Source organism: Variovorax boronicumulans, from assembly GCF_030812215.1.
In the GTDB taxonomy this organism is placed as follows: Bacteria; Pseudomonadota; Gammaproteobacteria; order Burkholderiales; family Burkholderiaceae_C; genus Variovorax; species Variovorax boronicumulans_C.
Window position 1 is genome coordinate 58,316 of sequence record NZ_JAUSSG010000014.1, and the last position, 26,152, is coordinate 84,467.

The window sequence follows — 26,152 nt, forward strand, 5'->3', positions numbered from 1 at the left end:
GCGAAAGGCCGGTTTTTCATGCCCATGGCACATGCCCCTGCGAAAACAATTTCGAGAACAGCGGTGTGTTGAGGCCGCCGCCATGGGCAGCGGTGCGCAACGGTGAGCCGTCGGCCTGGTTGGTCCACCAGTAGCTGGTGCTGCCGAAAGCATCGAAGCACAGTGGAAGTTCGGGCCAGCCCAGGCGTTGTTGGGCGCTCGCGCCAGCGGCTGTAGGCCCGAGGATCGAAAGAATGTCGTCCGAGCCACCGCTGGCGGTGCGAAAGCCCGCGCGCGCGGCGGCAAGGATCTGGCCGTCGAACTGGTCGGGTGCCACGCCGTGGCGAATGGCCTGCAGCAACGCGGTGCCGCACTGCCAGTACCACGCGGCCGAGCCTTCGAGCACGGCGGGGCGGTAGTTCGATGCCGACACCTGCAGCGTCACGCACACGGGGTAGTACCGGCCCACCCGGTCGCAGCTGGGGGCGATGCAGCCGAACTGCACGGCGTCCACGCCCTGCGTCGCCGGAATGGCGAAGTTCCAGACCGGCGCGACCGCGTAGTGGCGCGTCATCGCATCGGGCCAGCGCTTGAAGCTGCCCAGGCCGTTCTGCATCCAGCGGTCCCACCAGGCCTGCAGCTCGCGCGGCATGCGGCGGTAGAGAAAGTCGCCGGCGCCGGGCAGCTTGCCGTACCAGCCGATCTGCTCGTCGACGGGGACCCAGGCTTGCGGGGGAATGCTGCTGTTCATCCTAGGATTTCCCGGGGCACGAGAACCCGCTCATCTGGTTGAGCCGCAGCGGGTTGTAGACGCTGTTGGCCGTCACCGCCAGCACCACCTTCTTGCCCTGCAGGTCGAAGGTCGCGTTGAACGATTCGGGCGAACGCCCCGCCGACACCGAGGCCTTGTCGAAGAGCCGGTGCAGCGCCCACGGCCCTTCGGTCACGATGCCGCCGGCCGGCGTGCCGTTGGCGGTTGTCACCTGCAGGCGCACCTGGTTGCTGTTGCGCGGGCCCGGCCACTTGACCGTGCTCGGCGCCTGCGGGCCGTGTGCATAGCGCACCGTCTGGCCGTCGATGTCGAGCGTGAACTGGGTGATGGCGGCGTCCATGTCTTCGGGCCGCAGGTCGATGGTGAACGACGGCGTGCGGCCGCCCGCCATGCCGGTGAAGAACACGTCGCGGATCGCCTGTGCCTTCTGGAACGAATCGAGGTACGCCGAGCGCCCCGCCGCGCTGCCGTCGACACCGCGCTTGAAGGTCCACGGATTGACCGAGGTGTCGACCTGCGAGGCCAGGTTCTTCTGGAAGAAGTCGTCCATCATCCCGCCCGGCGCGAACAGCTGCGCGAAGTCGCCGGCCGCCACGTCGCGCGGCGAGCCGCGCGTGAACGGGTAGCGCCCCGCAATCGCCTGGTTGCAGAACTGCCCGATGGTCGCCGCCGCGTTCTGGCCGATGTTCTGCCGCGTCACAGCCGCCGCCTTCGACGACGCGGTGGCCGACAGGTCGTTCAGCATCCCCTGGAACGGCACCGGCAGCCGGCCCGCCTCCGCCTGTACCTTGGTGACCGCATCACTTGACGGCGGAATGTTGCCGCTGCGCAGCGCCGTGTCGGTGGCGGTGAGGAAGGTGTAGAGCTCGTTGATGAGGGCCGCCGTGGCATCCAGCGGCGTCTGCCCGCCCGCCTTGGGCGCGGTCACCATGCGGCGCAGCGGCTCGAAGTGGTTGTCCACCAGCGACTCGGGGCGGTCGGGGGCGGCGTTGCGGCGCTGGCTGCCGTCTGGCTGGCCGATGAGCTGCTCGATGCGCTCGCGCGTGCTGGCCACGCGGTTCTGCGCCTGGTCGAGCAGGCTGCGCGCGGCCTCGTCGTGGTTGCGCAGCAGATCTGTTTCCCGCGCCGCACCACGAATCAGCCGCGACATCGGCGACTCGCCCGTGGAGAGCACGCGCGTCATCTGGATGCTCTGCAGCAGCGACTTGCTCTCCGCCAGCCGAACGTCGGCCAGGTACTCGTCCCACACGCGGATGTAGTCGGTGAGGTAGAGCCGCCGCACTTCGCGCAGCAGCAACTCGCGAGAAGTGATGTCGGTCATGCCGGGCGCGCGGATCTGCAGTACCCAGCGGTCTTCCTGTTCGAGCGCGAGCGTGGTCTCGGCCATGCGCTTGTCGAAGATGTCCCAGTAGCCGCGGTAGGTGAAGAGCGTGGGGATGCCGTCGGTCAGCGGCTTGCCGCTCGCGCGCCGGATCACCAGCGCCGACTCGGCCCCCGCCATCTCGGCGATGGTGAAGGCATTGGGCGGGCTGGTTTGCAGCAGGATGCGGCGCAGCCGCGCATACGAGCGCTGCGCGAGCGGCACGCCGGCCAGGCGCTCCCGCGTCTGCGTGATGAGCTTGTCGTCCTTGGCAAACGGCGATGCCACCACGCGCCCCGCGAACAGCGCCTTCAGGTGCGACTCGAGGTTGGTGCGCTGCTCGCGCGTGAGCGAGGCCCCGATCTTTCGGTCCACGTCGGTGAGCAGCCATGCCTGCAAAAAGTCGGCGTCGTAGCGCTCGGCGTCGTACAGCATGAGGTAGGCCTTGAGCGCCTCGTAGCTGTACTCGGCATCGATCTTCGCGGCATCGCGCAGCGACTGCTCGATGCGCTGTGCCGACTGCGGCAGCAGCACGCTCTCCAGTGCACGCTGGTAGACGCCATCGGTCGCGGCCTGCAGCTTCTCGCCCTGGTAGAGACCGAAGCGGTAGGACACCGGCGGATCGCCGATGTCGAACTGGCCCGACTTGGGCAGGTCGCGCAGCCGATCGAGGATCAACAGCGAACTCGCGAGGTCGCCGCTCGCATCGACCACCGTCGGCAGCTCGCCGCGCGCCGCGGCCTTGTTGAAGGCCTTGGCGTTGTTGTCGACCTCGGCCACGTAGTCTTTGTTGTTGCGCCAGCTGTTCACGCAGGCGCCGAGCAGCACCACCAGCAGCACACCGATGAGGCTGTAGCCCGCGATGTCGATGGCGCGGCGGCGGCGGTACCAGCGCAGGTTGGTGCCGGCCACGCCCGCATCACGGAAGATCACCTGCTGGAGCAGTTCCTTCAGGAAGTAGCTCTTGCCCGGACCCGGCGGCGGCGCGGGCGGCGCGTTGACCTGCAGGTAGCGCTTGATCGCGCCCATCACGCGGTCGAAGGCCGTGCCCTCCTGCGTGCCGCTCGTGAAATACACGCCGCGCAGCATCGACGCGGCCTCGAACTTCGAGGGGTTGAACACGTCGGCCAGGAAGGTGCCCAGGATGTCCTCGAAGCTCGCGAACTGCTGCGGCAGCAGGTAGGCCTGCGCGCGGCGCATCGGGTCGGGCTCGGCGGCCATCAACTCGGGCAGGCGTTCGTCCAGGCGCTGGTGCAGCAGCTTGTATTCCTGGTGGAAGCGCTCTCGCAGGTCGGCCTTCGCGGCATCCGCGGGGTTGGCCTCGATGGGGAAGGTAAAGCCCCAAACCTGCGCGCGCTCGGCGCGGCCCATCGATCCGAAGTACTCGTTGAAGCCGGCCAAGAGGTCGGTCTTGGTCACCAGCACATAGACCGGGAAGCCGATGCCCAGATCGTTGCGCAACTCCAGCAGACGCTTGCGCAATGACATCGCATGGCGCGCGCGTTGCGCGTCGTCGGCCAGCGGCAGGTCGGCGATGCTGATGGTGAGAATCGCGCCGTTGATCGGCTGGCGCGGACGGAATTTCTTGAGCAGGTCGAGAAAGCCCTTCCACTCGCCCTCGTCGGTCTCGCGGTTGCTCTCGTGCGTGGTGTAGCGGCCTGCCGTGTCGATCAGCACCGCTTCGTTGGTGAACCACCAGTCGCAGTTGCGCGTGCCGCCGATGCCGCGCACAGCGGCCTTGCCCAGCTGGTCGGCGAGCGGAAAGTCCAGGTCGGAATTGACCAGCGCCGTGGTCTTGCCCGAGCCCGGTGCGCCGATGAAGATGTACCAGGGCAGCTGGTACAGGTACTGCCGGTCGAACACCGAGAAGCGGCTTGCGGGCTTGCCGTCGGCGCCCTGTCCGAAGCGCATGTTCTTCAGGATCGCGGTGGCGTCGGTGAAGCCGCTCTGCAGCTCCTTGATCTCGGGCGCGTCTTCGGGCCTGGCCTCTTTTTCCTTCTTCGAAGGAACGCGCAGCTGGTTGAGCAACTGCGCATTGAGCCGGCGCTCGCGCCACTTGCGATAAACCAGCCGCACGATCCAGATCGCGAACATCAGCGCGATGACGACGATGCGGACGAACTCGCTTTCGAACGGCCGGTAGCGGCCCACGGCGATGACGGGGCCAATGACCCAGATCAGGAACGCCACGGCCAGCAGGCCGAGAAAGATCCACAGGTCGCGGCTGATGAAGAAACGGAAGATGGAACGCAGCATCAGCGGGTTCCCCCTTGCTGTTGTGCGGACGGCGCCACGGGCGCGACCAGCAGCGTGACCTCGACGCGGCGGTTGCGCGCGCGGTTGGCCGGCGAGTCGTTGGGCGCGAGCGGATCGGCATCGCCGCGGCCTTCGGCGCGCAGGCGTTCAGGCCGCGTGATGCGCGCGGCCAGCATTTTCTTGACAGAGTCGGCGCGCGCCTGCGAAAGCTGCCAGTTGGAAGGAAAGCGCACGCTGCGGATCGGCTGGTCGTCGCTGAAGCCGCTGACCAGCACGTTGCCCTCCACGGAATTGAGCGCATCCGCCACGCGGCTGAGCACCGGCGCATAACGGTCGAGCACGCGGTCGGAGCCGGAGGCGAAGAGCCCGTCGCCGCGCAGCACGACCACGCTGCGGTCGGCCTCGTCGCGCACCGTCAGCAGGCCTTCGCGGATCTCGGGTTCGAGAAAGCGCTGCAGGCGCGGCTGCGGCGCGGGCATGACGACCGCGCGCGCCGTCTGAGGCAGGCGCACCGCATTGACGGCCGCGAACGCGCCATCGGACGTGCCCGCGAGGTTGAAGGTGAGCACTGCGAAGGTCAGCACCAGCAACACCGCCGCCACGGCGCCCACGGCCCACACCGGCAGCCAGTTGCGCGTGCGGCGCACCGGTGCGGTCGCGTCCTGCCAGTGCGGCGACAGCGGCTGCGCGATTTCGCCGCGCGTCTGGCGAATGATCTGCAGCAGACGCTGCTTCAGGGTTTCGAGCTGCGTGCGGCCGTTGTCGATGACGCGAAAGCGCCCTTCGAAACCCATGGCCAGGCAGAAGTAGATGAGTTCGATCAGGTGCAGGTGCTGCTGCGGGTTCTGCACCAGGCGCGAGAGCAGCTGGAAGAATTTCTCGCCACCCCAGGTCTCGTTGTGGAACATCACCAGCAGGCTCTGCGACGACCAGATGCTGCCGCCCCACGGGGTGAGCGCCGCGGCTTCGTCCACCGCGGTGCACAGGCAGTAGCGCGCGCCGATGATCACCTCGGGCGAGATGCCGCTTTGCTGCGCGCGGGTCTCGAAGCGGCGCACTTCGTCCACGAGGTTCTCGCGCAACTGCGCGGGCGCATCGTGATGGCCCGTCGCGCGGATCTGCGGGATCAGGTCGAGCAGCGGGTTGGCGGCCGCCACCAGCGGGTTGTTGCCTGCGAGCGCGGTATCGCCCGCGTGCGGGCGCCGTGCGTCGTGCCATGCGGTGAAGGATTCGGGCGGCTGGCCCAGTCCGCGCGGCGATGCCGGCATGCCGCCCGCGTCGCCATTGCCGCCGCCGGGGTTCGGCGGCACGAAGCCCCCCTGACCGACAGCCATGTCGTTGACACCGTTCATAGGGTCCCTCACGGACGGATGGCCCAGAACTCCATGGCCAGACCCGGAAAGTCACCGGCCAGGTGCATGGCGACGCCGCCGGATTTCTCGAGTTGGCGCCACATGTCGCCGCTCTTGTCGAGCTCGAAGTAGTGGTAGCCCGCGTTGTACGGAATCTGCCGCGGCGCCACCGGCAGCGGACGCACCGTGACGCCCGGCAGCTGCAGCTGCACGAGATCGCGAATGCGCTCGACCGAACCGATCTTGACCTGCGTGGGAAAGCGCTGCTGGATCGCCTCGGCCGGCAGGTCCGCATGCACCGCGAGCACGAAGCCCGCGTTGCGCACCAGCACCGGGTCGGGCATGCGGCCCACGCGCACGCCGTGGCTGCGCTCCTCCAGCTCGATGGCGATCGCGCTCTGCTCGAGCACGGCCGAGAGCGATCGCCTGAGCTCTTCCATCAGCGGACGGATGCTCTCGTTGAGGTTGTCGTGGTCATACACCGGCCACAGCACCGGACGCCGCGTGGGCGAGGTGTGCGTGGCGAGATGGCAGGCCAGCTTGAGCCAGTCGATGAACAGTTGCTCGGGATGCACCTGCACCGCCTGCTGTGCGTGCCAGGTGGTCGCAAGGTAGCGGTTGACCAGTTCGAGCAAGAGGAAGTCGGACACCTCGCTCACGCCGCCCCGGCCCGGCTGAGAGAGCCGCGAGGCCAACGCCTCGGAGCGTTGCGTGAGCAGGCCATGCAGCTCCGCGATCATGCTGCGCAGCATTGCGTGGGCCGATGCATCGAGCACCGGCGGGATGTAGTTGGCATCGACCACCAGCTTGTGGTCGGTGCGCCGCTCGATCACGCGCACCGCACCGATGGCCTGCCACTCCGCGGTGAGCGACGAGGCGCGCGCAAGGCGCAGGCGCGGCGCCGCGAGCTGCAGCACTGCCGGGCCGAGGGCCACAGCGTTGCCGTCGGCAACCTCGCGCTCGATCACGCCAAAGCGCGCGGCCGAGCCCTCGTCTTCGGCAAAGATGACCTCTTCGCCGCCGGGCCTGCGCAACGGCAGCGCGAGCACGATGAGTTCATCGGTCAGATCGTTGGGCACTTCGTAGGGCGGCGGTGCGTCTTCGATGCCGAAGGCGAACGGCGTGCCATCGGGCAGCACGCCCGCGCCACCGAGCAGCGACACGCGCCCGAGCGCATAGGCGTCGCGATCGATGTCCAGGTGCAGCCAACCCCAGTACGCGCCCTGCAGGCCCGCGGCACGGCGCGTGACGTACTGCTCGACGTAGCGCTCCAGTTGCTGGAAATGCTGGGGCCGCAGGTACATGCCTTCGGACCACACCACGCGGTTCGCCAATGCCTGCGGATGGGCGCCCGATCTTGCGGAGCCCGGGTTGCGAACTGTCACCAAAGAACCTCCTGGGATTGCTCACACGGAAGCGGGAGATGCGCTCTGATGAACGGCCTCCCGATCGATCGTTCTGCGCTTGATGCTACACGCCGCTTGTTGCGTTTTGCACCGGATTTTGCGCACTGATTTCTCGCACTTTTGAACTACGTTTTCGATGCAATTAACGACTTGGTAGTAATTCGATTCCTGTCTTGCGGATGGCAATGCGCATGGTTTGTTCGCTGGGCGAGAACTGCCACACCTTGTACAGATTGGTTTGCTTCGGCTCCTTCAGCGGCAACACGATGCGCCAGCGCGCAACTTCGAGCTTGCGGTAGCCCGCGATGATGCCGATGGAGCGCGAGTCGAGTCCTGCTTCTCGCTTGAAGACACGCTCTTCGCCGCTTCGCATGATGGCCTGGTCCGCGTTGACGAGTTCGGTCGAGAGCGTCTCGCGGTCGCGGTCCTGGAGCGCAAAGTAGTCTGCGGTCTCGAAGTTACCGGAAGATTTCAGTTCGAAGACCTTCACGAGAATCGGCGCTGCCTGGCCGCGCCCGTCGGGGTTCACGCCGTCGTCGATGCGGATGGTGACCGCATAGGGCGTGGGCAACGACTTGGCCGTCGATGCGCATCCACTGACGAGGCCCGCAAACAACGGTGTGGTTGCAAGTGCGCCTTGAAGCAAGGTTCGTCGCTGCATGAGATCTCCCTCAGAGGTTCGCGGCCTATATTATCGAAGTCGTGTACACAGACGACGACACGTGTGCTTGTGTCGCAACCTGGCGGCATACTGTCTCGAGCATTGCCATTCATTGCCTTTCGCGAGGTAGGAGAGAAGATTGAAGTCATGTCTGCCTGCTCTGGCGTTCACGCTTTTTCTGGTATCCGGTTGCCAGACCCCGCCCGAGCCGCCACCGCAACCCGAACGCTTGAGCCAGAAGGTGGCACGCGACACGCTCGAGCGTGCGCAGCAGGCCTATGACGAAGGCGACTACGCCAAGGCCATCTCTGCGCTCAAGAGTGGCGGCGTGTCGGTGTTCGAAGGCGCCGAGCCCGCCACGCGCCAGAGCGCGATGAAGCTGGAGGCCTTCAGCTATTGCGTGAGCAACCAGATCCCGGAATGCCGCGCGCAATTCCGCAGGATCCTCGATGCATTCCCAAGCTTTGATCTGACCGTCGCGGAGCGCAAGCACCCGGTGTGGGGCCCCGCCTTCGAGGCCGCCAGGCGAATGAGGCGCTGACCATCGCGGTCACCACCGACCGACGCTCGACATCAACAGGAAGACGCCATGCGCTGGACCGTGATCGAACATGCCGGCAGGCCGGTTGCAACAGGCGCCTCGGCGCTGCTTGCAGCGCCCGGAGGCACCATCGGACGCAGCCCCGACAACCACCTCGTGCTGCCCGACGAGCAGCGGCAGATCTCGCGCCTGCAGGCCACCGTGCGCTTCGACGAAGAGGGCGCTGTGGTACTGCGTAACATGAGCGCGGTGCTGCCCATCAGCGTGAACGGGCGCACGCTGCAGCATGAGGAAGAGTCGCGCGTTGCGGACGGGGACCGTGTGACCATCGGGAGCTATGTGCTGGAGGCTGCGAGTGCGCAGCGCGCGGCGAGCATTCCCGCAAAGCCGCCTTCGACACCGCCGATCGATGTGCCGGCAACGCTGCCCCCTCCTGCGGTGCAGGCGGTGCAGGCGGTGCCGGCGAGCTCGCTGGATGCGCTGCCGCAGGAAGCGCCGGTCTCCGATGTGTTCTCGGACCTGTTCAGCGCGGGCGCGCTGCCTATCGGCGACGCGCCGCCGACGACCGTGGCGATGCCTGCGCCGGCACCTGCTTCCGTCCCTGCACCGATGCCCCTGCCCACGCCTGCGCCGGCCTTTTCACCACCGCCCCAGGAACAGTTCGCCGCGCCCGCGGTCACGGCTGCACCACCGCCACCGCCCTTCACAAGGACGGTTGCGCCAACCGCACCGCAGATTCCTTCCGCCGCCGATTGGGACGCCATCCTCGCGAACGCGCCTCGCCGCGTCGACAGCGCGCCGGCGCCGATGCCCGACCCCTTGGTGCACGAGCCGTTCGAGCTGCCATCGCAGGCGCGAAGAAACCCCGTCGATCCGCTCGCTGAACTGAACCCGGGGGCAACGAACGACATGTCCGACATCGCGCTCAAGCGCGGCATGGACCCGCTCTCGTTCTTCGCGGCCGACAGCAACGCGCCCTCGCCGCTCGCCGATCCGCGCCCCACTGCGCTCACCCATGAAGACCCGCTCAGCGACAGGCACCCGGCCCTCGACCTGCTGGGCAAGCCGCCGGCCGTGCAGGTGTTCAACCAATCGAACCATGCGCGCGAAGTGGGGGCGCAATTCAGGCCGCCGAGCCCGGTGGCATTCGATGCGCCCGAGGTGAAGCCGGTGAAGGCGGAGACGAGTCCGCCGCCTGAACCTCCACCAGTTCCTCCACCGCCTCCTCCTCAAGCAGCAGCGGCACCCGCGCCTGTCGTCGAACCGGAAGCTCCCGCCGCTGCACTCCCGGTCACGGCCGCAGAGGTCGTTCCGTCAGCCGAAACCGCATCACCGGAACCCGTCGAACCCGAACAGGCCCCGACACCCATTGCGCCTTCGCCTTCCGCGGTGGCTGCGGCGCTCCCGCCCACACCAGCGTCGTCATCGCCCGCCTCCTCCGACGAACTCTTCAAGGCCTTTCTCGAAGGCGCCGGCGTGCCCGACGTCGCCGGCCAGCAGCCGCTCGATGCGGAAGCCATGCGCCACCTCGGCCGGCTGATGCGCGCGTTCACCGACGGCACCATCGAGCTCTTGTCGTCGCGCGCGATGCTCAAGCGCGAGGTACGCGCCGAGATCACGATGATCGTGGACGAAGAGAACAACCCCTTCAAGATTCTTCCCAACGGCCGTGCCGTGCTGATGCAGATGTTCGGCGCGCGCATGCCCGGTTTTCTCACGCCCGAAGCCGCAGTACACGATGCGCTTGGCGACCTGCAATCGCACCAACTGGGCATGGTGGCCGGCATGCGCGCGGCGCTGCTCACCGTGCTGCAGCGCTTCGACCCCGCGACGCTGAACCGCACCACGCCGCATGACGGCAGCCTGAGCGAAAAGATGTTGCCCGGCGGGCGCGAGGCGCGCCTGTGGCGCCAGCTGCGGCAGCTGCACGCGGAAACGACCGCCGCCGTCGAAGACGATTTCCAGGCCGTCTTCGGCCGCGCTTTCCAGCAAGCCTACGACAGGGAGATGGAACGCCTGAAGGAAGCGCGCCGTGCTTGACGCCACCCGCGCCGCTTTCGCGGTTCCCATCTCTACCTCGCAGTTCTCCTGCGTGGGCGAGCGCTCCGGCAACCAGGACGCCATCGGTTACCACCTCGATGAGCACAACGCGTGCTTCGTCGTGAGCGACGGTGTCGGCGGCAACGCGGGCGGCGAGATGGCCGCGCGCATCGCGGTGGACACCGCGCTCAATACTTTCGTCGGCCATCCTTCTGTCGCGGCGGACGACATCCGCCAAGCGGTGAAGGCGGCCAACGACGCCATCCTCGCGAAGCAGCGCGAACTCGCCGACCAAAGCCGCATGAGCGCGACCATCGTTTCGCTGTTCGTGAACCGCGCAAGCGGCCAGGCCTGCTGGGCCCACGTGGGCGACAGCCGCCTCTACTGGTTCCGCCGCGGCGCGCTGATGCAGCGCACCGAAGACCACAGCCTGTCGGAGCGCTCGGGCGAAGCCGCGATCGGCAGCGGCACCAACGGCGGCGAGCGCCTGGTCAAGACCAACCTGCTGTACCGCGCGCTCGGTGCGCGCGCAACGGCCGAGACCACGGTGTCGACATCGCAGCAACTGGCCGATGGCGATGCATTCCTGCTGTGTACCGACGGGCTCTGGCAATTGATCTCGCAGCAGGTGATGGAGCGTTCGCTGCAGCTGGCCGACAGCGCCGAGGAATGGCTCGCACTGCTGCGGCGCGCGGCCGAAGCGAAGGCCGACAAGTCGCGCGACAACTACTCGGCGCTGGCGGTGTGGGTGGGGTTTCCGCAGCAGGTGACGCTGGCGGGGACGACCCGATCCGCATCGTGACGCCGCCGCCCGCGTCGCACTTCAGAACTTGAAGTTGAAAAACTTGAAGTGAATGCCGGGTATGCATTCAAACCCAACGATGTTCATGCGGTTCTGAATCGCAAGACTGGTCAATCGCGTGGCCGGGCCGCCCCGCAACAACAAGGTGAAGGAACCCGTGATGTGCCGTTGCATCTGCATGAACACTTGCGAGATGACGCCGCCAAGAACCCCGGGCTGATCGAGCAGCGTGATGGGCGTCTTGGCAAAGAGGTTGTGCATCGGCCCCCCGAACAGCAGGATGTGCCAGCATGCCGGAATGGTCATGGGACGCAGGCCAAGGTTGAAGAACGGGAATGGGAACGGCATCTTGCAGACGTCCGGAAACGCCAGTGCGCCGCCCATCCATTGGTGTGTCGCCAGCATTGTGTTTTCTCCTTGAGGTTGTTGTGGGGTGATGGTGGGGAGGGACGCGCCTGTTTCAGCCCATGTGAATCTGTCCGGCGTCGACCTTCATCAGTTCCTTGCCCGTGATCACCACGTGCTTGCCGTGGACGATGGCCGTCTCCTGGGCACGCAGGTCAAGGTGGCCAACGCGCACTTGGTCGACGCCGTCGACAAAGCGCAGCGCGTTGCGCGCGATCTGCATCACGCGCTCAGCCACCGACTCGAACACCTGGCCGACCAGGCGCATCCGGCCAACCGTGGCATCGAGTGCCTGCCCGGTGTAGCGCATCTCGCGCACGTCGCACTGCGCCTGTTGCGCCTCGAGCGCCCATTGCGCACCCTGCATCGCCAGCGTCGCCGCGCTGTGAAGGCGAATGTCTGCGGCGCTTTCGATCGAGATGGCCCCCGCAGGCGCCGCCAGACGCAGATCGCCGGGGGCCTCTATACGGCTCACCGACGCATCGGCCTGCTCGATGACGGCAAGAAGGTAGACCCGCCGGGGGTCCGGCCCCGACAGCAACACGGTGTCGCCTGGCTGCGGCTGGAGCAGGCAGCTGGCGGCACGGCGGCAGTGCCAGGTGGCACCGTCTTCGGTGTGTACCTCGAACAGCCCGTCGGCATCGACGGACACCAGCTGGCCCAGGTGCTGGACCGGCCCGGACACGTCGACCGGTGTGCGCAGTGGAACGACTGTCATGATGAATCTCCTTGTCTGATCTGCGGGAAGACCTGCGATGCGGCGGGTTGCTGCATTCGCCGTTACTGAACCTTGGACCACGTCTGCGCCTTGTGCAGTTCGGGGTCGCTCTCGATAAGGCCCTTGCGCCTCGAAAACCGAGCACCGTCCTCCACCGTGCGATGCACGCGCGTGCGCAGGAACTGCGCGTCGCGCAGGTCGGCATCGACGAGCTCGGCATAGGAGAAGTCGGCATCGTGCAGGCTGGCCCCCCGGAAGCTGGCCCCCTTGCAACGCGCCCGATGGAAAACACTCTCGTGGATGTGGGCCTCGCCGAGGTCTGCGCCTTCGAGCAGGGCCTCCACCCAGATGGCGCGATCGAAGCGTCCGCGCTGCAGGTTGGCGCCGCGCAGGTCGGCCGCCGGGAACAGCGCGTTGGGCGCATCCGCGTGCGCAAAGTTGGCCTGTCGCAGCGAGGCGCCTTTGAAGATGCACTGCACCAGCGCGGCGTTGCCGAAATCGACGTGGTCCATCCGGCTGTCGGTGAACACGCAGCGCAAGAACCGCTGCGCGGGAAAGCGCTGCTTCGTCAGGTCGCACTCGATGAACAGCGTGGTGTCGAAGCTCGCGCCCGTGAACACCGCCGTGGTCAGGTCCTGCCGATGAAAGGTGACCGAGTGCAGCGCGCAACCCGAGAAGTCGATCCCCTCCAGAGCACATTCCGCGAAGGAGACCTGCTTGAAGTGGTCCGACCGCAGGCGGCTTTGCGTCAGCTCGCAGCGAAAGAACAGCGCGCGCTCGACATGGACCTCCAGGAAACTCGCCTGCGGCAGCACCGAGTCCGAGAAGTTGGTGCCTTCGCACCGCGCACCGTCCAGCGTTGCCTGCGGCAGCCGGCAGCTGAAGAACTGCACGTTGTCGAGCGTGCTGCGCGAGAGGTCGCAGCCGTCCAGGCGGCATCGCGTCAGCACGCTGCCCTCCAGGTTGGCGCCGGCGAAGCGGGCACCGCTGAAGTCGATGTGGTCGAGCATCGCCCCGGACAGGTCCAGACCACTCATGTCCCACCCCCGGCAGTCGGCGGTGCGGACCTGAATGCCATGGCGGATGTGGTCGAGCAGTTCATCGCGGGTCATGCGGTCGGCGCCTCGGGTCGACGCGCCGGCCACACCTTGGCATGCTTGGTGTAGGTGCCGTCCATGCGCGTGGCGGGATCGAACAGCACCTGCGACACGTCGGCGCGGAACAGGTTGGCGCGCGTCAGGTCGGCACCACGCAAATCGGCCTTGGCGAGGTTCGCGTCGATCAGGTTGGCCTCGCGCAACGACGCCCCGGAAAAACTGGTGCGGATGAACAGGCTGTCGCCGCCCACCATGCGGTCCAGCCGCGCGTGGCTCAGGTCGCACTCGGACAGGTCGCTGTTGTCGATGCGCGCATCGCTCAGGTCGGCCTGCATCATCGGCGTGGTCCGCAGGCCGCACTCCTTGAGCAAGGCCGACCTGAAGCAGGCCTGCACGAGCGTGCAACCGTGTGCGAAGCCGCTGCCTTCGAGGTGCGCATTCGTGAAATCGACGCCGCTCGAACAATCGGCGGTGACGAAGCCGCAGCGCTCCAGGCGTGCGCCCACGAAAGACACGTTCTGCAGCCGACATTCGACCCAGGTCACCTGGTCGAAGGTCGCGTCGTCGAAGCGCAGGTCTTCCAGCTTGAGGCGCAGCACGACCATCTGCTGCCAGTGCGAGCGGCTGAGGTCGCAGCGCCGCAGCGTCGCCTCACCGAGTTGCGCGAGCTCGAAGCGCGTGCCCACCATGCGGCAACCGTCGAAGCGCGTCTGGGTGCAGCTGGCTTCGCGCAGTTCGGCCTCGTCGAAGACGGTCTGCTCGCAGCGGGCACTGCCCAGGTTGGTCTTGACGAGCTTCGCCCGCACCATCGAGGCCTGGCTCAGGTCCGCCCGCACGAGCACGGCTTGCGAGAAATCGCAGTCGTCGAGCTGCGCGCCACGCAGGTTCGTGTCTTGCAGCACAGCCTCCACAAAGCGTGCGCCGCGCAGGTCCATGCCGGACAGGTCGACGCCGGTGAGATTGAGCCGTGAGAAGTCGCGCTGCGACGGGTCGACGGCTTCGAGCCGCCGGCGCCACTTGGCGGAACGGAAGGAGGACGCAGGCGGCCGAGGACTCGACAGGTGGGCCGAATGCAGGGCGGCCTGCTGGCGCATCGCCGACGCGGTATCGGCCGGCGGCGGCACGGGCAGCACAAGTGGATCGTCCTGCGCGTCGTCCGCATCTTCTGGGTCTTCTTTTGTGGGGGACGGCTCGACGCCCAGCGCATCGAGGGAGAGCACACCGGCGCCCATCTGGGTGGCGAACGCCTCCATCTGAGCCCTGGCGTCGCGGCCTTTCGCCTCCATCCGGTCCAGATGCTCGGCCAGGTCATCGATGTGCGGCATCGCTTCCGGCGGCGCCAGCGCGGGCAGGTGCGCCTCCGGGTCCAGGCCGCGCGCACGCAGTTCCTCGCGCCGTTGTTCGTGGTCGCGCTGTTGCCCCGCACGCAGGTTGCGCACGATCGGTTCGTTGGGCGTCGCCGGAAAGGTGTCGGCCCAGTCGCTCAGTACTTCTTGGGGCGCCAGGTCCTTATCGCGCATCGCGTGCAGGCTGCCACGTTCGGGCTGCGAGCGCAGCTTGAGCACCGACTCGTAGTGCGCCAGGGTGCGTGGCGTGTCGTCCATGCGCTCCAGCGCTGCCATGCCCAATGGCACGTCGGCTGCATCGTCCTGCGTGACCGGGAACGCGCCATGCCAGATGAGCACCATCCGTTCGAGATGCGGAAAGAACCAGACCGTGCTCAGGCGCAGCGGTACCTCGCGCAATTCGGGGCCGCTCGGCGTGTGCTGCACGAAGCAACGGGCCTGCCAGCGCGGCAACTGGCCGCGCAGCACCGGAATGTCCGGATGCATGTTCCAGAGTTCGTAGGCCGCGCCGGTCGGCACTTCCTGCAGCCCTTCCCAGCGCTGGTCGGCGGACGCCGCATTGAAATGGCGCCAGTCGGCGTCCTTGGCGAGACCCGGGTAGTCGTTCTCGAGCCACGCCTGGCCGTACTGCGTGCCCATCAGCGACGCGCGCTGTGGCCAGTCGGGCGGGATCGCGCCGAAGCCCGCGGGCGGCACGGCCTGCCTCGGCGACGCGGGTTGCCGGCCCGGCGTTTCGATGTGTGCGAGCCGCGTGGCGCGCACGCCGTTGACCAGCTCCTCGACCGTGCCCATGCCCAGGGGGTTTTCCGGCACGCCGGGGCCGCCGTAGGCGTGCTGCCAATCGAGCGGCATCTTCTCGAAGGGCTGCGGCGGCGTGGCCCGGCGGTCGAGCCAGTAGCGGTCGCCGTGGACCGTGAGGGTTTTCTGCAGCCCGGCGATCTGCAGCTTCACCGCGCAGCTGGTCTTGTCCTGCTGGTAGCTCGTGTACGCGTAGCCGCTGACCAGCACCTCGGGCACCAGCTTCGGCACGCCGAGGTCGAGCACTGCGCCGGGGCCGATGAGTTCGGCCGTGCTTTTCCACAGCTCCTGCTCCAGCACCAGGTGCGGGTTGTCGCCCAGGGTGCTCATGGCCATCACCGCGACCCCGAGGTGGTCGCTGCGCTGCCAGCGGTACGGATGCGTGAGCATGCTCAGGTGGATCGGCTTCACGGTCCTCAAACGGCGGCTCCTTTGTCGACGAACGGATCGGGCTGGCTGACCCAGACGACCGGCTTGCCGCCGCTACTGCCTCGATGCAGAAGCACCTCGCGGCCGCGCGCATAGCCCGCCATGTCGATCAGGTCGACGGCCTGCTCGACCTTCAACTGGCGCCTCGTTCCGTCCGCCTCGACGAATTCGACCGTGAGCCAGATCAGGTACTGGTTCAGGACCATCGTGTTGTTCGATCGTGCGTCCAGCACACGCGCCGGCAGCGTTTCATGGACCACAGGCTTGCGTCGCTTCGAGACGACGAGAAGATAGCTCAGGAGAATGGACGATACGACGATGACACCCAGCGCTGCCGCAAAAACGGCATACGCCGTCGGGGAGGGTTGATCGACACCCGCAAAGAACAGCCCGCCCACGAGCAGCATCGCCATCGACACCCCGCTCACCCACCAGACAACGTGGCGACTGTTCATCACCAGTACATGTGAAGCGCAGACGTGTTGTTGCGGCAGATGGCGAGACTGCAGGCAATGGAGTCCAACGCGATATTGAGACCCGACACGTTCATCTTGGCCGTCTTCATGTCGAAGAGCATCTGCCCGATGTTCAACGCAAATATCTGCGTGAACGTGTAGTTGTTCTTCGCCCAGACGGTCAGGCTGCTGGTCGCATCCGTTCGGATGTCGGGTGCCTTCGACTCGATGCGGCCGTCCGACTTGGTGACGGTTTCATCTTTGGAATGCGACCGTATATAGCCGCCAGCCTCGGTGGTCACGCCAGTGCGGTACTTCACCTCGTTCTGATTGGAGCTGTGGGTGATCTTGTCGGCTTCGACCAGCCAGTTCTTGCCCGGCGCCCTGAAAGTGATGTCACCCTTGGTGTCCACGGTGTAAGTGCTACCAATGTCTGCCTGGTAATAAGAGCCCGTGACGATGCTGCGATAGGTATCGCTGGTCTCGGACAAATACTCGGAAGCCTTCGTGTGTTTGCTCTTCAGTTCCTCGAAGGTGTGCTGTGTGACATTCAGGTACCTCGTGCCCGTGACCTGCTCCCAGGAGAAAGGCTTGATGTATCGCTTCTCGCCGTCGTCCACCGTGTCCGTACGTTGCCCCGTCACGTGGATGATCTGTTCTCCATCCACATAGACGTCCTGAGTGCCGCCGTTGACCTTGATGAACTGGTCGCCCCCGTTGACGGTGATCTTCTGCGGACCGCCCTCGTTGACCGTCAGCGTGTGCGGCCCGTTGATGGTCTCGTCCAGCGAGGTGTCGCCGGTGTAGGTATCGGCGCCTTTGATGAAAGTGGTGCGTTCGCCGTCCACCGTATGCAGCTCGTTGTTCTCGACCTCCAGCGTGAAGTCCTTCTGCGCATGGATCTTGATCGACTCGCACCCCGGGTCGTCGTCGATGACGAAGTGGTTGGCCAGCTCGCCGTCGCCCTTGATGGTGCGGCTGATGAAGCCGCTGACCGTCGCCTTGGCCGGCAGCTCGAGCGGCGGCATCTGGTCGGCGTTGTAGACGCGACCGATGATGATCGGCCGGTCGGGGCAACCGGCGATGAAATCCACGATGACCTCCTGCCCCACGCGCGGATGGTTCACGGCGCCGAAGTTGGAGCCCGCCCACGCGCTCGACACGCGCACCCAGCACGAGCTGTCTTCGTTGCGCTGCCCGTAGCGGTCCCATCGGAACTGCACTTTCACGCGTCCGTACTTGTCGATCCAGATGTCTTCGCCAGGGGGGCCGACAACCGTGGCGGTCTGCGGCCCGTGCGTGGTCGGCATCCGCGTGACGCGCGGTGCACGGAACGGGAACGACGTGGGCTGCACGCCGAAATTGAAGCTGTACAGGCCTTGCGCCGCACCGGTTGCGTAGCCGCCTTCGCGCAGGTTGTAGGTGACCGAGACGATCAGGTATTCCTTGTTGTCCTCGTCGCGCGGCGCGTTCTGCATCCTGAAGCAGTAGCCGGGGGCCATGCCGCGCACATTGCAGTGGCCCGTGTCGACTTCAGCCTGCGCCTGCGCCTCCTCCAGGCGGATGCGCGCGTAATGCTCGCCCTGCCCGGCATCGCTGTAGCCGCCGAGCCACTCGTACATCTCGTACTGGCCGTGGTCGTTGCCCCGAGGCTGGCTGCGGGTGTTGAGCAGGTCGGCCTTGGGCTTCTTGAAGTCGAAGTCGTCCACCACGAAGGTGCCCGGGCGAATCTCTTCCGTCACCTCCCACTGGTCGATCACTTCACGGCCCTGCTCCCCTCCCCGATCGGTGGCAAGGTAGCCGATGCGCGGATAACCGGGCAGCGTCTCGTGCGCACCCATGTCGTCGGCGAGCACCAGGATGTGCTGCTTCTTCTCGTGCTTGAAGTAGTAGTAGATGCCTTCGTGCTCCATGAGCCGGCTCACGAATGCGAAGTCCGTCTCCTGGTATTGCACGGAGTAGTCGCGCTGACGGTAAGTGGCGCTGAGCTTCTTCTCGAAAGCGAATCCGTACTCGCCCAAGACCTCGTCCAGGATGTCGACGACCGATTTGTTCTGGAAGATCTTGCAGTCGCTGGTACGCGTGAGATACCAGAGCCATGGCTGCACGAGCGCACGGTACACCACGTAGCGCGAGGAACTCTCCTCGCGGCCGATCATGGTGAAGCGTGTGATCTGGCCGTTGAGGTAGCGCGGCGTGCCGTTGAGGGTGACGATCTCCAGCGTGAGCGGTTTGCCGAGCACGGCCTTCATGTCGACCGAGGTGTTCGGGCTGAGCAGGTCGACCTCGAACTCGAACAGCTGCGAGAGCCCTTCGTTGCCGTGCATCGAGCGAAACAGCAGCTGGTCCTCTCCAAGCGGTGTGTGGGCTTTGACGACTCTGTCCATGGCGCGCTCCCTTTCCTTCTTCGGCTAGCGTTCAGAAAATTCATAGTGAAAGTCGTCGCCCACCGCGCTCAGCTGCACGGCGGCGAGCTTGCGCGCACTGACGGTGGCGCCGATGACTTCCTCGCTCAATCGGGGCAGGATGGTGTGCGTGAGGATCGCATCGATCATCCGGCCACCCGACTCTATGGCGGTACAGCGGCGCGCCACAAGTTCCACGGCGCTGTCGTTGTAATCCAAAGTAATCCCGTGATTCGCCGCGAGCCGCGCGGCGATGCGGTCGAGTTGAAGACGGATGATGCGATGCAACGCATCGGCCTGCAACGGGTAATAAGGCACTACAACCAGCCGCCCGAGCAGCGCGGGTGCAAAAACCTTGAGCAGCGGTTCGCGCAGCGCCGCTGCAAGAGGTTCGGGGTCCGGGCGCAGGATCGGGTCTTCGCACAGCTGCATGACCAGGTCGGTGCCGACGTTGGAGGTCATGATGATCACGGTGTTGCGAAAGTCGATGTGGCGGCCTTCTCCGTCTTCCATCCAGCCCTTGTCGAACACCTGAAAGAAGATCTCGTGCACGTCGGTGTGCGCCTTCTCGATCTCGTCGAGCAGCACCACGCTGTAGGGCCTGCGGCGCACGGCCTCGGTGAGCACGCCGCCTTCGCCATAGCCCACGTAGCCCGGAGGCGCCCCCTTCAACGTGGAGACGGTGTGCGACTCCTGGAACTCGCTCATGTTGATAGTCACGAGGTTCTGCTCGCCGCCGTACAGCGCTTCTGAAAGCGCGAGCGCGGTCTCTGTCTTGCCGACGCCCGAGGGACCGCACAGCAGGAACACGCCGACCGGCTTGTTGGGGTTGTCCAGCCGCGCGCGCGCAGTGCGGATGCGCCGCGAAATCGTCTCCAGCGCATCGGGCTGGGCCACCACGCGGGCCGACAGGATCTCGCCCAGGCGCAGCACCGACTGCGCATCGTCGCGCACCATGCGGCCGATGGGAATGCCGGTCCAGTCGGCCACGACGGTGGCAACGGCCTGCGCATCGACGGCGGCGAGGATGAGCGGCGATTCGCCTTGCAGTTGCACGAGCTGGTCTTGCGCCTCGTTGAGTTCAGTGAGAATTTCTTCGGGCGTGCGTTCGGGTTTGGCGGGCTCGCCAGGTTCGGTATCGGCTTGCATTTGCGGTGCTTCGCCGACCGGGTCGCCATCTTCTTCGGTTTCGAGCTGCACTGGCACCGCCGCGGGCGAAAGCAGTTTGCGCAGCGCCACGATGCGCTCGACCAGCGCGCTCTCTTCCACGCGCCGCTGCTCCAGCAGATCGAGTTCGGCCTGTGCGGCAGCCACTTGGGCCGCGATGTCCTCGACGCGCTGATGCTCGCCCACACCGATGGCTGCCTCGCGCCCCGCGATGCCGGACTCGATGCCCAGCACCTCGATGCGCCGCTGCAGGTCTTCGAGCGCGGCGGGCAGCGCGTGCTGGCTCAACGCCACGCGCGCGCACGCCGTGTCGAGCAGGCTCACCGCCTTGTCGGGCAACTGCCGCGCGGGAATGTAGCGGTGCGACAGGCTCACCGCCGCTTCGAGCGCGGCATCGAGGATCAGCACGCCGTGATGCCTCTCCAACTCCGCCGAAATGCCGCGCAGCATGACCACCGCCTTGGGCTCGGTGGGCTCGTGCACCTGGATGGTCTGGAAGCGCCGCGTGAGCGCCGGGTCTTTCTCGATGTATTTCTTGTACTCCGACCAGGTGGTCGCGCCGATGGTGCGCAACCGCCCGCGTGCGAGCGCGGGCTTGAGCAGGTTGGCCGCATCGCCGGTTCCGGCCGTGCCGCCCGCGCCAACCAGGGTGTGCACCTCGTCGACGAACAGCACGATGGGCTTGGGGCTCTTCTCGACCTCGTCGATCACCTGGCGCAGCCGCTGCTCGAACTCGCCCTTCACGCCCGCGCCGGCCTGCAGCAGCGTGGGGTCGAGCACCCACAGCGACACGTCCTTGAGCGATGGCGGCACGTCGCCCGCGGCGAGGCGCGAGGCCAGGCCTTCGATCACCGCCGTCTTGCCCACGCCGGCCTCGCCGGTGAGCAGCGGGTTGTTCTGCCGGCGGCGCATGAGGATGTCGATGATCTGGCGGATTTCGTCGTCGCGGCCGTAGACCGGATCGAGCTCGCCCGCACGCGCCTTGGCCGTGAGGTCGCTCGCATACTTCGCGAGCGCCGAACCGCCAGCCGGCGCGCCATCGCCTTGGTGTTGCACGGCCGGCGCGCCGTCGCCCGAGCCGACGTTCGGTGCGACGTCGTACTCGTCTTCGGGCGAGCCTTCGGTCCACGCGGCGAGCTGGGCCACCAGCACGTCAGGCACGATCTTGTCGAACTCACGCGAAATGCCCGAGAGCACCTGGCGCAGCCCCGGCGTCTTGATGATGCCGGCCAGGAGATACGCGCCGCGGATCGACGTGGCCTCGAAGCGCAGGCTCGCATACACCCACGCGCGTTCGACGGCGTTGTCCACGTGCTCGGAGATGTCGCTGATCGACGTCGCGCCATGCGGCAGGCGGTCGAGCGCGCGCACGAGGTCTTGTTCCACCGCATCGAGGTTGAGCCCCGCGCGCTTGATGATGTGCAGCATGTCGCTGTCCTGCAGTTGCAGGATCTGGTGCAGCCAGTGCACGAGCTCCACGTACGCATTGCCGCGCAGCTTGGCAAAGGCGGTGGCGGTCTCCAATGCCTTGTAGAGCATCGGGTTCAGCTTGGAGAAGAGAGAGACGCGGCGGATGTCGGTCATAGGGCCATGGAAGATGCGGACTCGGCAGGCACTCCGGCCGCCGATGCGTTGCGGGGATACAGCGCCTCGGGCTCGAACAGCATGTCTCCAGCATCGGTGTCCGACAGGCGCGTGCCGACCCAGGTGCCCCAGCCGAGGCGCTGGTCGCTGCCCAGTTGCATGCCGCGCGCCTCCTCTTTCTTGAGCACGAGCCGCAGCTCCCAGGCGAACTCGATGCCGACGTACTGCCGCACCCAGTCGACCACCTGCTGCAACCGGCGGCTGCCCGGCAGGAATTCGCGGAACTGCTGCTGGGAAAGCGGGCCGAGTTCGAGGCGGAATTTGCTCTGTGCATCGCGCACCGCCAAGCCGATGGTGGCGCCGCCGCCGAGCTGGTGGTTACGCCCGAAGAGGCCGAGCCGACTCACCTGGCGCTCGTCGATCATCACCCAGTCGCTCACGAATTCCTCGACGCGCACGGGCACGTCGAAGTACAGGCGCAGGATCTGGATCAGCCCCTCGGGGTTGCGCGTTTGGCGCACGAGGTGGCCCGCCATGAAGGTGCGCGCATGGTCGGCAATGCGGTCGCGTTCCTTCAGGCCCGGCTGCCCCATGTTCATGAGGCTCGCCACGTAGTCGACGAAGCGGTGGCCGTCGGGGCGGTCCAGGCTGTTGACCGACTGCGCATCGGCCCAGGCCCGGTAGAACAGCAGGATGAGCCGGTGGTGGAACAGGTCGGCGAATGCGCTGAGCGTGTGGTCGTTGTGGTGGCGCTTGCGTTCGCGCGCGTACTCGGTCAGGTGCAGCGGCAGCGGGCCGTTGGGGCCGAACAAGCCGAAGCCGTAGATCGAGATGCGCGGCGGCCCGGCGCCGTCGACATCGACGCCCGACACGTTCGACGGCGCGAAGGCCATCGAGGGCTCCTGCCCGAGGCGCAGCGGCTCGTCCGAGGGGCGTGGCGCACGGCCCAGCAGCGGATGGTCGCCGTGCGCGTCGAGGCGGCGCAGCAGCATGAACAGGTCGTGCTCGAAGGGTTGATCGACCAGGCCAGCCCACAGCGCCGGGTCGGCCAGCAGCGCATCGCGGCGGCCCGTCGTCGCGATCTCCGGCGTCTCGTGGCCAGCGGGTTCGTCGAACGAATGCGCCTCGAACAGCTTCTCGCCCACCGCCTGCGTGGCCTGCTGCATGTCGTCGGAGAAGCCGGCTGCACTCATACGGTGGGGCGGCGCCCGACCCGGGGGGTCCAGCGTGCGATTTCGCCGCGCTGCAGGCTGGAGAGCGCGAACTCGGTGAAGGCATTGAGCGAAACGTGGCGGCTGAAGAACTGCTCCAGCACCGCGCCGAAAAGATACGGGCTCGCGCCGGAAAACGCGACCTCGTCGATCTTGAGCGCCACCTCCACGCCGCGCCCGAAGACGATGGGCCCCGGCTCGGGCAAGCGGCGAAACACCGGCGCCAGCGCCATCGAGCGCACGCCCTGAATTTGGCGGCGTACCGCAGGGTCGGCCAGGTTGCCGTAGAGGTCGAGCATCTCGCGCAGCGCCGCGGCGCCCTGTGCTGCATCGACGTCGGTCAGGCTCAGGTAGTTGAGACCCAGGTGGCTGATGAGCCGCCAGGTGAGCGCGCCTTCCGCGAGCGCCGGATAGGGTCGCGACGGGCCGCGCAGAATGCGGATCGAGCGCACGGGCGCCGAGATGCGCAGCGTGAAGTCCGATTCGAGCCCCGTCGGCAGCAGCAATGGCAGGTCGCGGTTGGTGCACAGCGCATCGAGCGTGATGTGCCTCAGGCTGTGCGGAAACGGCGCGTCGTTCTGGTCCACCAGCGACACGTAGACCTCGCTGCCGGTGTAGCTGGTGCGCGTGCCCTGCGCGCGTGCGCGGTCGGACACCAGGCGCGGTTCGCGGCGCAGCGAGAAGTAGGCGCCGAAGTCGCCGTCGTCGGTCGCGAACGAGCCGAGGAAGGGGCGGAACTCGCGCTCCTCCGAGCCGTTGGCCATGTGGCCGGTGACGCGCTCGACGGTGAAAATCTCGAAGTCGCGCGGCCGCGTGCGGTCGATCACCGCATGGTGCTCGTGCTGGCCCGGCCCGACCGGAATGCGGTCGCTGCGGCGCGGCACGAGGTTGATGATGGGCGTACAGAAGAGCGAGAAGTGCTTGGCGTCCACCAGCCGCTCCAGATCGCCGTCGGCGCGGTCCAGCAGGATCACGATCTCCATCGTGCTGCCGCCGATGGCCGAGACGGCGGCGCGCAGGTTCTTCACGCTGAAGAACAGGTAGCGCTCGGGAAAGGCGAAGTACTCGTGCAGCAGCCGGTAGCCCTGGAACGAGCGCGCGTCGTAGGGCAGCAGCGCCTGGTCGGGGTCGAAGCCTTCGTGCCGGATGGCCTCGTCGCCCAGCGGCACGATGCGCGCCGTGGCGCCCGGTCCGCTGCGGCACACGGTGCCCACGCTGTGGTGCGCCACCAGTTCGAGCACGCGCAGCGCATGCAACTCGGCGCCCGAGAGAAAGAACTCCAGCCGGTCGAGCGGCATCTCGGAGAACCTGGCGCCGCCCACCGCTTCGAGCTTGATGGTGATCGCGCTCTTGGCCTGGCGCGCCACCATCGGCATCGCATGGCCGATCTCCGCCGGCACCGGGCCGATGCTGGCCTCGGTGATCCTGATGGGCCACAGCGTCACGGCGTGGCCGGTGCGGAACTCGCAGGCCGTCTGCTCGCCCTTGATCATGCGGCCGCGCAGGATGGTGTGGCGCGGCAGTTCGTAACCCGCCTTCAGCGAGCCTTCGTTGAGGTTGCCGTCGATCTGCACCACCGCCATCGCGGGCAGCGGCGCGAGGAAGTTGGGGTACACCACCTCCAGCAGGCGCTGCGAGAAGCGCGGGAACTCCGCATCCATCTTGAGCTGGATGCGCGCCGTGAGAAAGCTGAAGCCTTCGAGCAGGCGTTCGACATACGGGTCGCTGACTTCGATGCCGCGCATGCCGAGGCGACCCGCGATCTTCGGATAGCGCTGCGCGAACTCGGCCCCGAGCTCGTGCATGTAGGTGAGCTCGCGGTTGTAGTAGTCGAGCAGTCGCGCATCCATCAGAGTCCTCCCGTCGGCCGCAGGATCATGTGGCCGCTTTCGAGGTCGAGCTCCGACCGCAGGATGAATTCGATGGGGTAAGGCACCGACCACAGCGTGCCGCGGATCTCCAGCGCGAGCAGGTTGTGGTGTTCGAGGTCGGTCGCATCGGTCACGCAGCGCACGTCGATGCTGTCCTTCATGATGCGAGGCTCGAAATCGATGATCGAGGCGCGGATGGCGGCCTCGACGTCAGCGAAGTCGACCTCGGACATGCGCCCGCCGGCCCAGCCGCGCACGCCGTAGTTGACGACCGAACGCCGCGCGCGCGGCATGGCGTTGATGTTGTGCTCCGCGCCGAAGTTGGTGGTGTTGAGCAGCCACTGCAGATCCCGCAGCACGGAGTCGCGCAGCAGCTTTCCGCTCATGAGGAAGCTGCCCGCGCGCTCCTGCCGGCTCTGCGGCTGCTTGTCGGTCAGGCGGTCGAGCAGCACGGGTTGCAGGCGGTCACGCGCGACGCTTTCCTGCAGATCGCCATCGATGTCGAGCGAGGCAGAACGGCTGGCGGGCAGCGTGGTGCTCACGGTGCGCAACCCTCCCCATCGAATTCGACGAGCCGAACATCGAGCAGCGAATGGTCGCCAGCCTCGCTGATGAGCGTGCGCTGGCCAACGCCCGCGTACTGCTCCTCACCCGCCAGCGGCAGCCAGTCGGTGCGGCGGCCCAGGGTGGTTTCATCGTCGAGCCCGTCGAGCTTGCCCGGATAGCGCACCGGCACCAGGCCGTTGAGCCCGCGGCCATCGTGCAGCACGATCTCGGCCGGCGCCCACAGCAGATCGACCAGATGCTGCGGACGTTTGAATTTGAGGCGGCGCACCGCATGCAGCGGCAGCCATGCATAGCCCGAAAGCGTGAGGAGTTCCAGCACGGCACCGATGCGCACGTCGCCGTCGCAGAGCCATGCGAACTCGGCGGTCTCGACCGGCTCGCCGTCGATGGCCTCCACGGCGCGCGCATCGGACCGGTCGACAACGCTCAGCATGCCTTGCGACGCGGGCGCATCCTCTCGCGCCGCTTCGCGCAATGCAGCCGCTTCATCGGCCTGTTCGGGCGGCAGCGCCGCAGCGGCAATGAGCCCGTCGACCCAGGCGGCCTGGCCGGCAACGATGGCCGGCGCGCGGCCGCCATTCCAGAATTCGGTGCGGTGGCGCTCGGCCGCCAGCGCCATCGCGCAGGTGGCACTCGCCGGCGCGAAAGAGGGATCGATCTTCGCCGCGAGCTTGAGTTGGTCTTCGGCCCGCTGCCACTCGCCACGCAGCGCGAGGAAGTGGCACAGGGCAAGGCGCAGGCTGGCGTTCTGGGGGCTGGCGCGGATCTGCCGCTGCACCCATTCGGTGTGCTCGGCCACGGAGCGCTCGCCCAGGACTGCAAACCCATCTCCCATGAAGCTTCCTCATTGACTGACTCGCGCACGGCGCGTGCGCCGTGCGGTGGTGATCGATCCTTGGCTGGAAGGCGGGCCTTCTTTGCATCGGCGCG

The 26,152-nt window shown here is 66.9% G+C and carries 19 protein-coding genes; 3 read left to right on the forward strand and 16 right to left on the reverse strand.

Annotated elements, in window-relative coordinates; genetic code table 11:
* Positions 1 to 16: 16 nt before the first annotated feature.
* The 5 genes from tagF to tssJ all read right to left on the reverse strand — a co-directional run bounded on the left by tagF (position 17) and on the right by tssJ (position 7,786).
* Positions 17 to 730 carry a type VI secretion system-associated protein TagF gene (tagF, locus tag J2W23_RS29090; protein WP_176656961.1) on the reverse strand — a complete coding sequence of 238 codons (714 nt, stop codon included), beginning with the start codon at positions 728 to 730 and terminating at the stop codon, positions 17 to 19.
* A gap of 1 nt (position 731) precedes the next feature.
* Positions 732 to 4,367, reverse strand: a complete 3,636-nt coding sequence (gene tssM / locus J2W23_RS29095; RefSeq protein WP_307651211.1) for a type VI secretion system membrane subunit TssM — start codon at positions 4,365 to 4,367, stop codon at positions 732 to 734.
* Positions 4,367 to 5,719: a DotU family type VI secretion system protein gene (locus J2W23_RS29100; protein WP_176656959.1), complete on the reverse strand. Its 1,353-nt coding sequence runs from the start codon at positions 5,717 to 5,719 to the stop codon at positions 4,367 to 4,369. Before J2W23_RS29100 ends, tssM begins: the two co-directional genes overlap by 1 nt.
* Positions 5,720 to 5,727: 8 nt before the next feature.
* Positions 5,728 to 7,023: a type VI secretion system baseplate subunit TssK gene (tssK, locus tag J2W23_RS29105; RefSeq protein WP_307651252.1), complete on the reverse strand. Its 1,296-nt coding sequence runs from the start codon at positions 7,021 to 7,023 to the stop codon at positions 5,728 to 5,730.
* Positions 7,024 to 7,267: 244 nt separating this feature from the next.
* Entirely contained in the window at positions 7,268 to 7,786 is a 519-nt protein-coding gene (gene tssJ / locus J2W23_RS29110) for a type VI secretion system lipoprotein TssJ (RefSeq protein WP_307651212.1), read from the reverse strand.
* Positions 7,787 to 8,015: 229 nt separating this feature from the next.
* Here tssJ and J2W23_RS29115 point away from each other — a divergent pair, with 229 nt between their 5' ends.
* Genes J2W23_RS29115 through J2W23_RS29125 form a run of 3 tightly spaced genes read left to right on the forward strand, consistent with a single transcriptional unit; the run spans position 8,016 to position 11,169 of the window.
* On the forward strand, positions 8,016 to 8,327 hold the full coding sequence (locus J2W23_RS29115; protein ID WP_307651213.1) for a TssQ family T6SS-associated lipoprotein: 312 nt from the start codon (positions 8,016 to 8,018) through the stop codon (positions 8,325 to 8,327).
* Positions 8,328 to 8,375: 48 nt separating this feature from the next.
* Positions 8,376 to 10,367, forward strand: coding sequence for a type VI secretion system-associated FHA domain protein TagH (gene tagH / locus J2W23_RS29120; RefSeq protein ID WP_307651214.1), 1,992 nt, complete (start codon positions 8,376 to 8,378; stop codon positions 10,365 to 10,367).
* Positions 10,360 to 11,169 (forward strand): PP2C family protein-serine/threonine phosphatase, encoded by an 810-nt coding sequence (locus J2W23_RS29125; RefSeq protein WP_176656954.1) that lies wholly within the window; start codon positions 10,360 to 10,362, stop codon positions 11,167 to 11,169. Before tagH ends, J2W23_RS29125 begins: the two co-directional genes overlap by 8 nt.
* Positions 11,170 to 11,190: 21 nt before the next feature.
* On the opposite strand, the gene J2W23_RS29130 is transcribed toward J2W23_RS29125, so the two are convergent.
* The 11 genes from J2W23_RS29130 to J2W23_RS29180 all read right to left on the reverse strand — a co-directional run bounded on the left by J2W23_RS29130 (position 11,191) and on the right by J2W23_RS29180 (position 26,057).
* Positions 11,191 to 11,574, reverse strand: coding sequence for a DUF4150 domain-containing protein (locus tag J2W23_RS29130; RefSeq protein ID WP_176656953.1), 384 nt, complete (start codon positions 11,572 to 11,574; stop codon positions 11,191 to 11,193).
* Between the two features lie 55 nt (positions 11,575 to 11,629).
* Positions 11,630 to 12,292 (reverse strand): DUF3540 domain-containing protein, encoded by a 663-nt coding sequence (locus J2W23_RS29135; protein ID WP_176656952.1) that lies wholly within the window; start codon positions 12,290 to 12,292, stop codon positions 11,630 to 11,632.
* Between the two features lie 62 nt (positions 12,293 to 12,354).
* Positions 12,355 to 13,404: a pentapeptide repeat-containing protein gene (locus tag J2W23_RS29140; protein ID WP_176656951.1), complete on the reverse strand. Its 1,050-nt coding sequence runs from the start codon at positions 13,402 to 13,404 to the stop codon at positions 12,355 to 12,357.
* Positions 13,401 to 15,944: a DUF2169 family type VI secretion system accessory protein gene (locus J2W23_RS29145; RefSeq protein ID WP_307651253.1), complete on the reverse strand. Its 2,544-nt coding sequence runs from the start codon at positions 15,942 to 15,944 to the stop codon at positions 13,401 to 13,403. Before J2W23_RS29145 ends, J2W23_RS29140 begins: the two co-directional genes overlap by 4 nt.
* 5 nt (positions 15,945 to 15,949) lie before the next feature.
* The gene (locus J2W23_RS29150) at positions 15,950 to 16,417 is read right to left on the reverse strand and encodes a hypothetical protein (protein WP_176656949.1); all 468 of its coding nucleotides are present in this window, start codon (positions 16,415 to 16,417) and stop codon (positions 15,950 to 15,952) included.
* A complete protein-coding gene (locus J2W23_RS29155; RefSeq protein WP_307651215.1) occupies positions 16,417 to 18,804 on the reverse strand; it encodes a type VI secretion system Vgr family protein in 2,388 nt (795 codons plus the stop codon). Before J2W23_RS29155 ends, J2W23_RS29150 begins: the two co-directional genes overlap by 1 nt.
* A gap of 24 nt (positions 18,805 to 18,828) precedes the next feature.
* Complete coding sequence (gene tssH / locus J2W23_RS29160; protein WP_307651216.1) at positions 18,829 to 21,573, reverse strand: type VI secretion system ATPase TssH; 2,745 nt, start codon at positions 21,571 to 21,573, stop codon at positions 18,829 to 18,831.
* A complete protein-coding gene (gene tssG / locus J2W23_RS29165) occupies positions 21,570 to 22,766 on the reverse strand; it encodes a type VI secretion system baseplate subunit TssG (RefSeq protein WP_307651217.1) in 1,197 nt (398 codons plus the stop codon). Before tssG ends, tssH begins: the two co-directional genes overlap by 4 nt.
* Positions 22,763 to 24,634 (reverse strand): type VI secretion system baseplate subunit TssF, encoded by a 1,872-nt coding sequence (gene tssF, locus J2W23_RS29170; RefSeq protein WP_307651218.1) that lies wholly within the window; start codon positions 24,632 to 24,634, stop codon positions 22,763 to 22,765. The genes tssG and tssF overlap by 4 nt, the downstream gene beginning before the upstream one ends.
* Positions 24,634 to 25,197, reverse strand: a complete 564-nt coding sequence (gene tssE / locus J2W23_RS29175) for a type VI secretion system baseplate subunit TssE (protein WP_307651219.1) — start codon at positions 25,195 to 25,197, stop codon at positions 24,634 to 24,636. Before tssE ends, tssF begins: the two co-directional genes overlap by 1 nt.
* Entirely contained in the window at positions 25,194 to 26,057 is an 864-nt protein-coding gene (locus tag J2W23_RS29180; protein WP_307651220.1) for a type VI secretion system accessory protein TagJ, read from the reverse strand. The genes tssE and J2W23_RS29180 overlap by 4 nt, the downstream gene beginning before the upstream one ends.
* Positions 26,058 to 26,152 lie beyond the last annotated feature (95 nt).

What these genes read in the sequence shown, in the direction of transcription:
- tagF (WP_176656961.1), bottom strand. Translation starts at nt 730, where the DNA reads ATGAACAGCAGCATTCCCCCGCAAGCCTGGGTCCCCGTCGACGAGCAG.
- tssM (WP_307651211.1), bottom strand. Translation starts at nt 4,367, where the DNA reads ATGCTGCGTTCCATCTTCCGTTTCTTCATCAGCCGCGACCTGTGGATC.
- J2W23_RS29100 (WP_176656959.1), bottom strand. Translation starts at nt 5,719, where the DNA reads ATGAACGGTGTCAACGACATGGCTGTCGGTCAGGGGGGCTTCGTGCCG.
- tssK (WP_307651252.1), bottom strand. Translation starts at nt 7,023, where the DNA reads ATGTACCTGCGGCCCCAGCATTTCCAGCAACTGGAGCGCTACGTCGAG.
- tssJ (WP_307651212.1), bottom strand. Translation starts at nt 7,786, where the DNA reads ATGCAGCGACGAACCTTGCTTCAAGGCGCACTTGCAACCACACCGTTG.
- tagH (WP_307651214.1), top strand. Translation starts at nt 8,376, where the DNA reads ATGCGCTGGACCGTGATCGAACATGCCGGCAGGCCGGTTGCAACAGGC.
- J2W23_RS29130 (WP_176656953.1), bottom strand. Translation starts at nt 11,574, where the DNA reads ATGCTGGCGACACACCAATGGATGGGCGGCGCACTGGCGTTTCCGGAC.
- J2W23_RS29135 (WP_176656952.1), bottom strand. Translation starts at nt 12,292, where the DNA reads ATGACAGTCGTTCCACTGCGCACACCGGTCGACGTGTCCGGGCCGGTC.
- J2W23_RS29140 (WP_176656951.1), bottom strand. Translation starts at nt 13,404, where the DNA reads ATGACCCGCGATGAACTGCTCGACCACATCCGCCATGGCATTCAGGTC.
- J2W23_RS29150 (WP_176656949.1), bottom strand. Translation starts at nt 16,417, where the DNA reads ATGAACAGTCGCCACGTTGTCTGGTGGGTGAGCGGGGTGTCGATGGCG.
- J2W23_RS29155 (WP_307651215.1), bottom strand. Translation starts at nt 18,804, where the DNA reads ATGGACAGAGTCGTCAAAGCCCACACACCGCTTGGAGAGGACCAGCTG.
- tssH (WP_307651216.1), bottom strand. Translation starts at nt 21,573, where the DNA reads ATGACCGACATCCGCCGCGTCTCTCTCTTCTCCAAGCTGAACCCGATG.
- tssG (WP_307651217.1), bottom strand. Translation starts at nt 22,766, where the DNA reads ATGAGTGCAGCCGGCTTCTCCGACGACATGCAGCAGGCCACGCAGGCG.
- tssF (WP_307651218.1), bottom strand. Translation starts at nt 24,634, where the DNA reads ATGGATGCGCGACTGCTCGACTACTACAACCGCGAGCTCACCTACATG.
- J2W23_RS29180 (WP_307651220.1), bottom strand. Translation starts at nt 26,057, where the DNA reads ATGGGAGATGGGTTTGCAGTCCTGGGCGAGCGCTCCGTGGCCGAGCAC.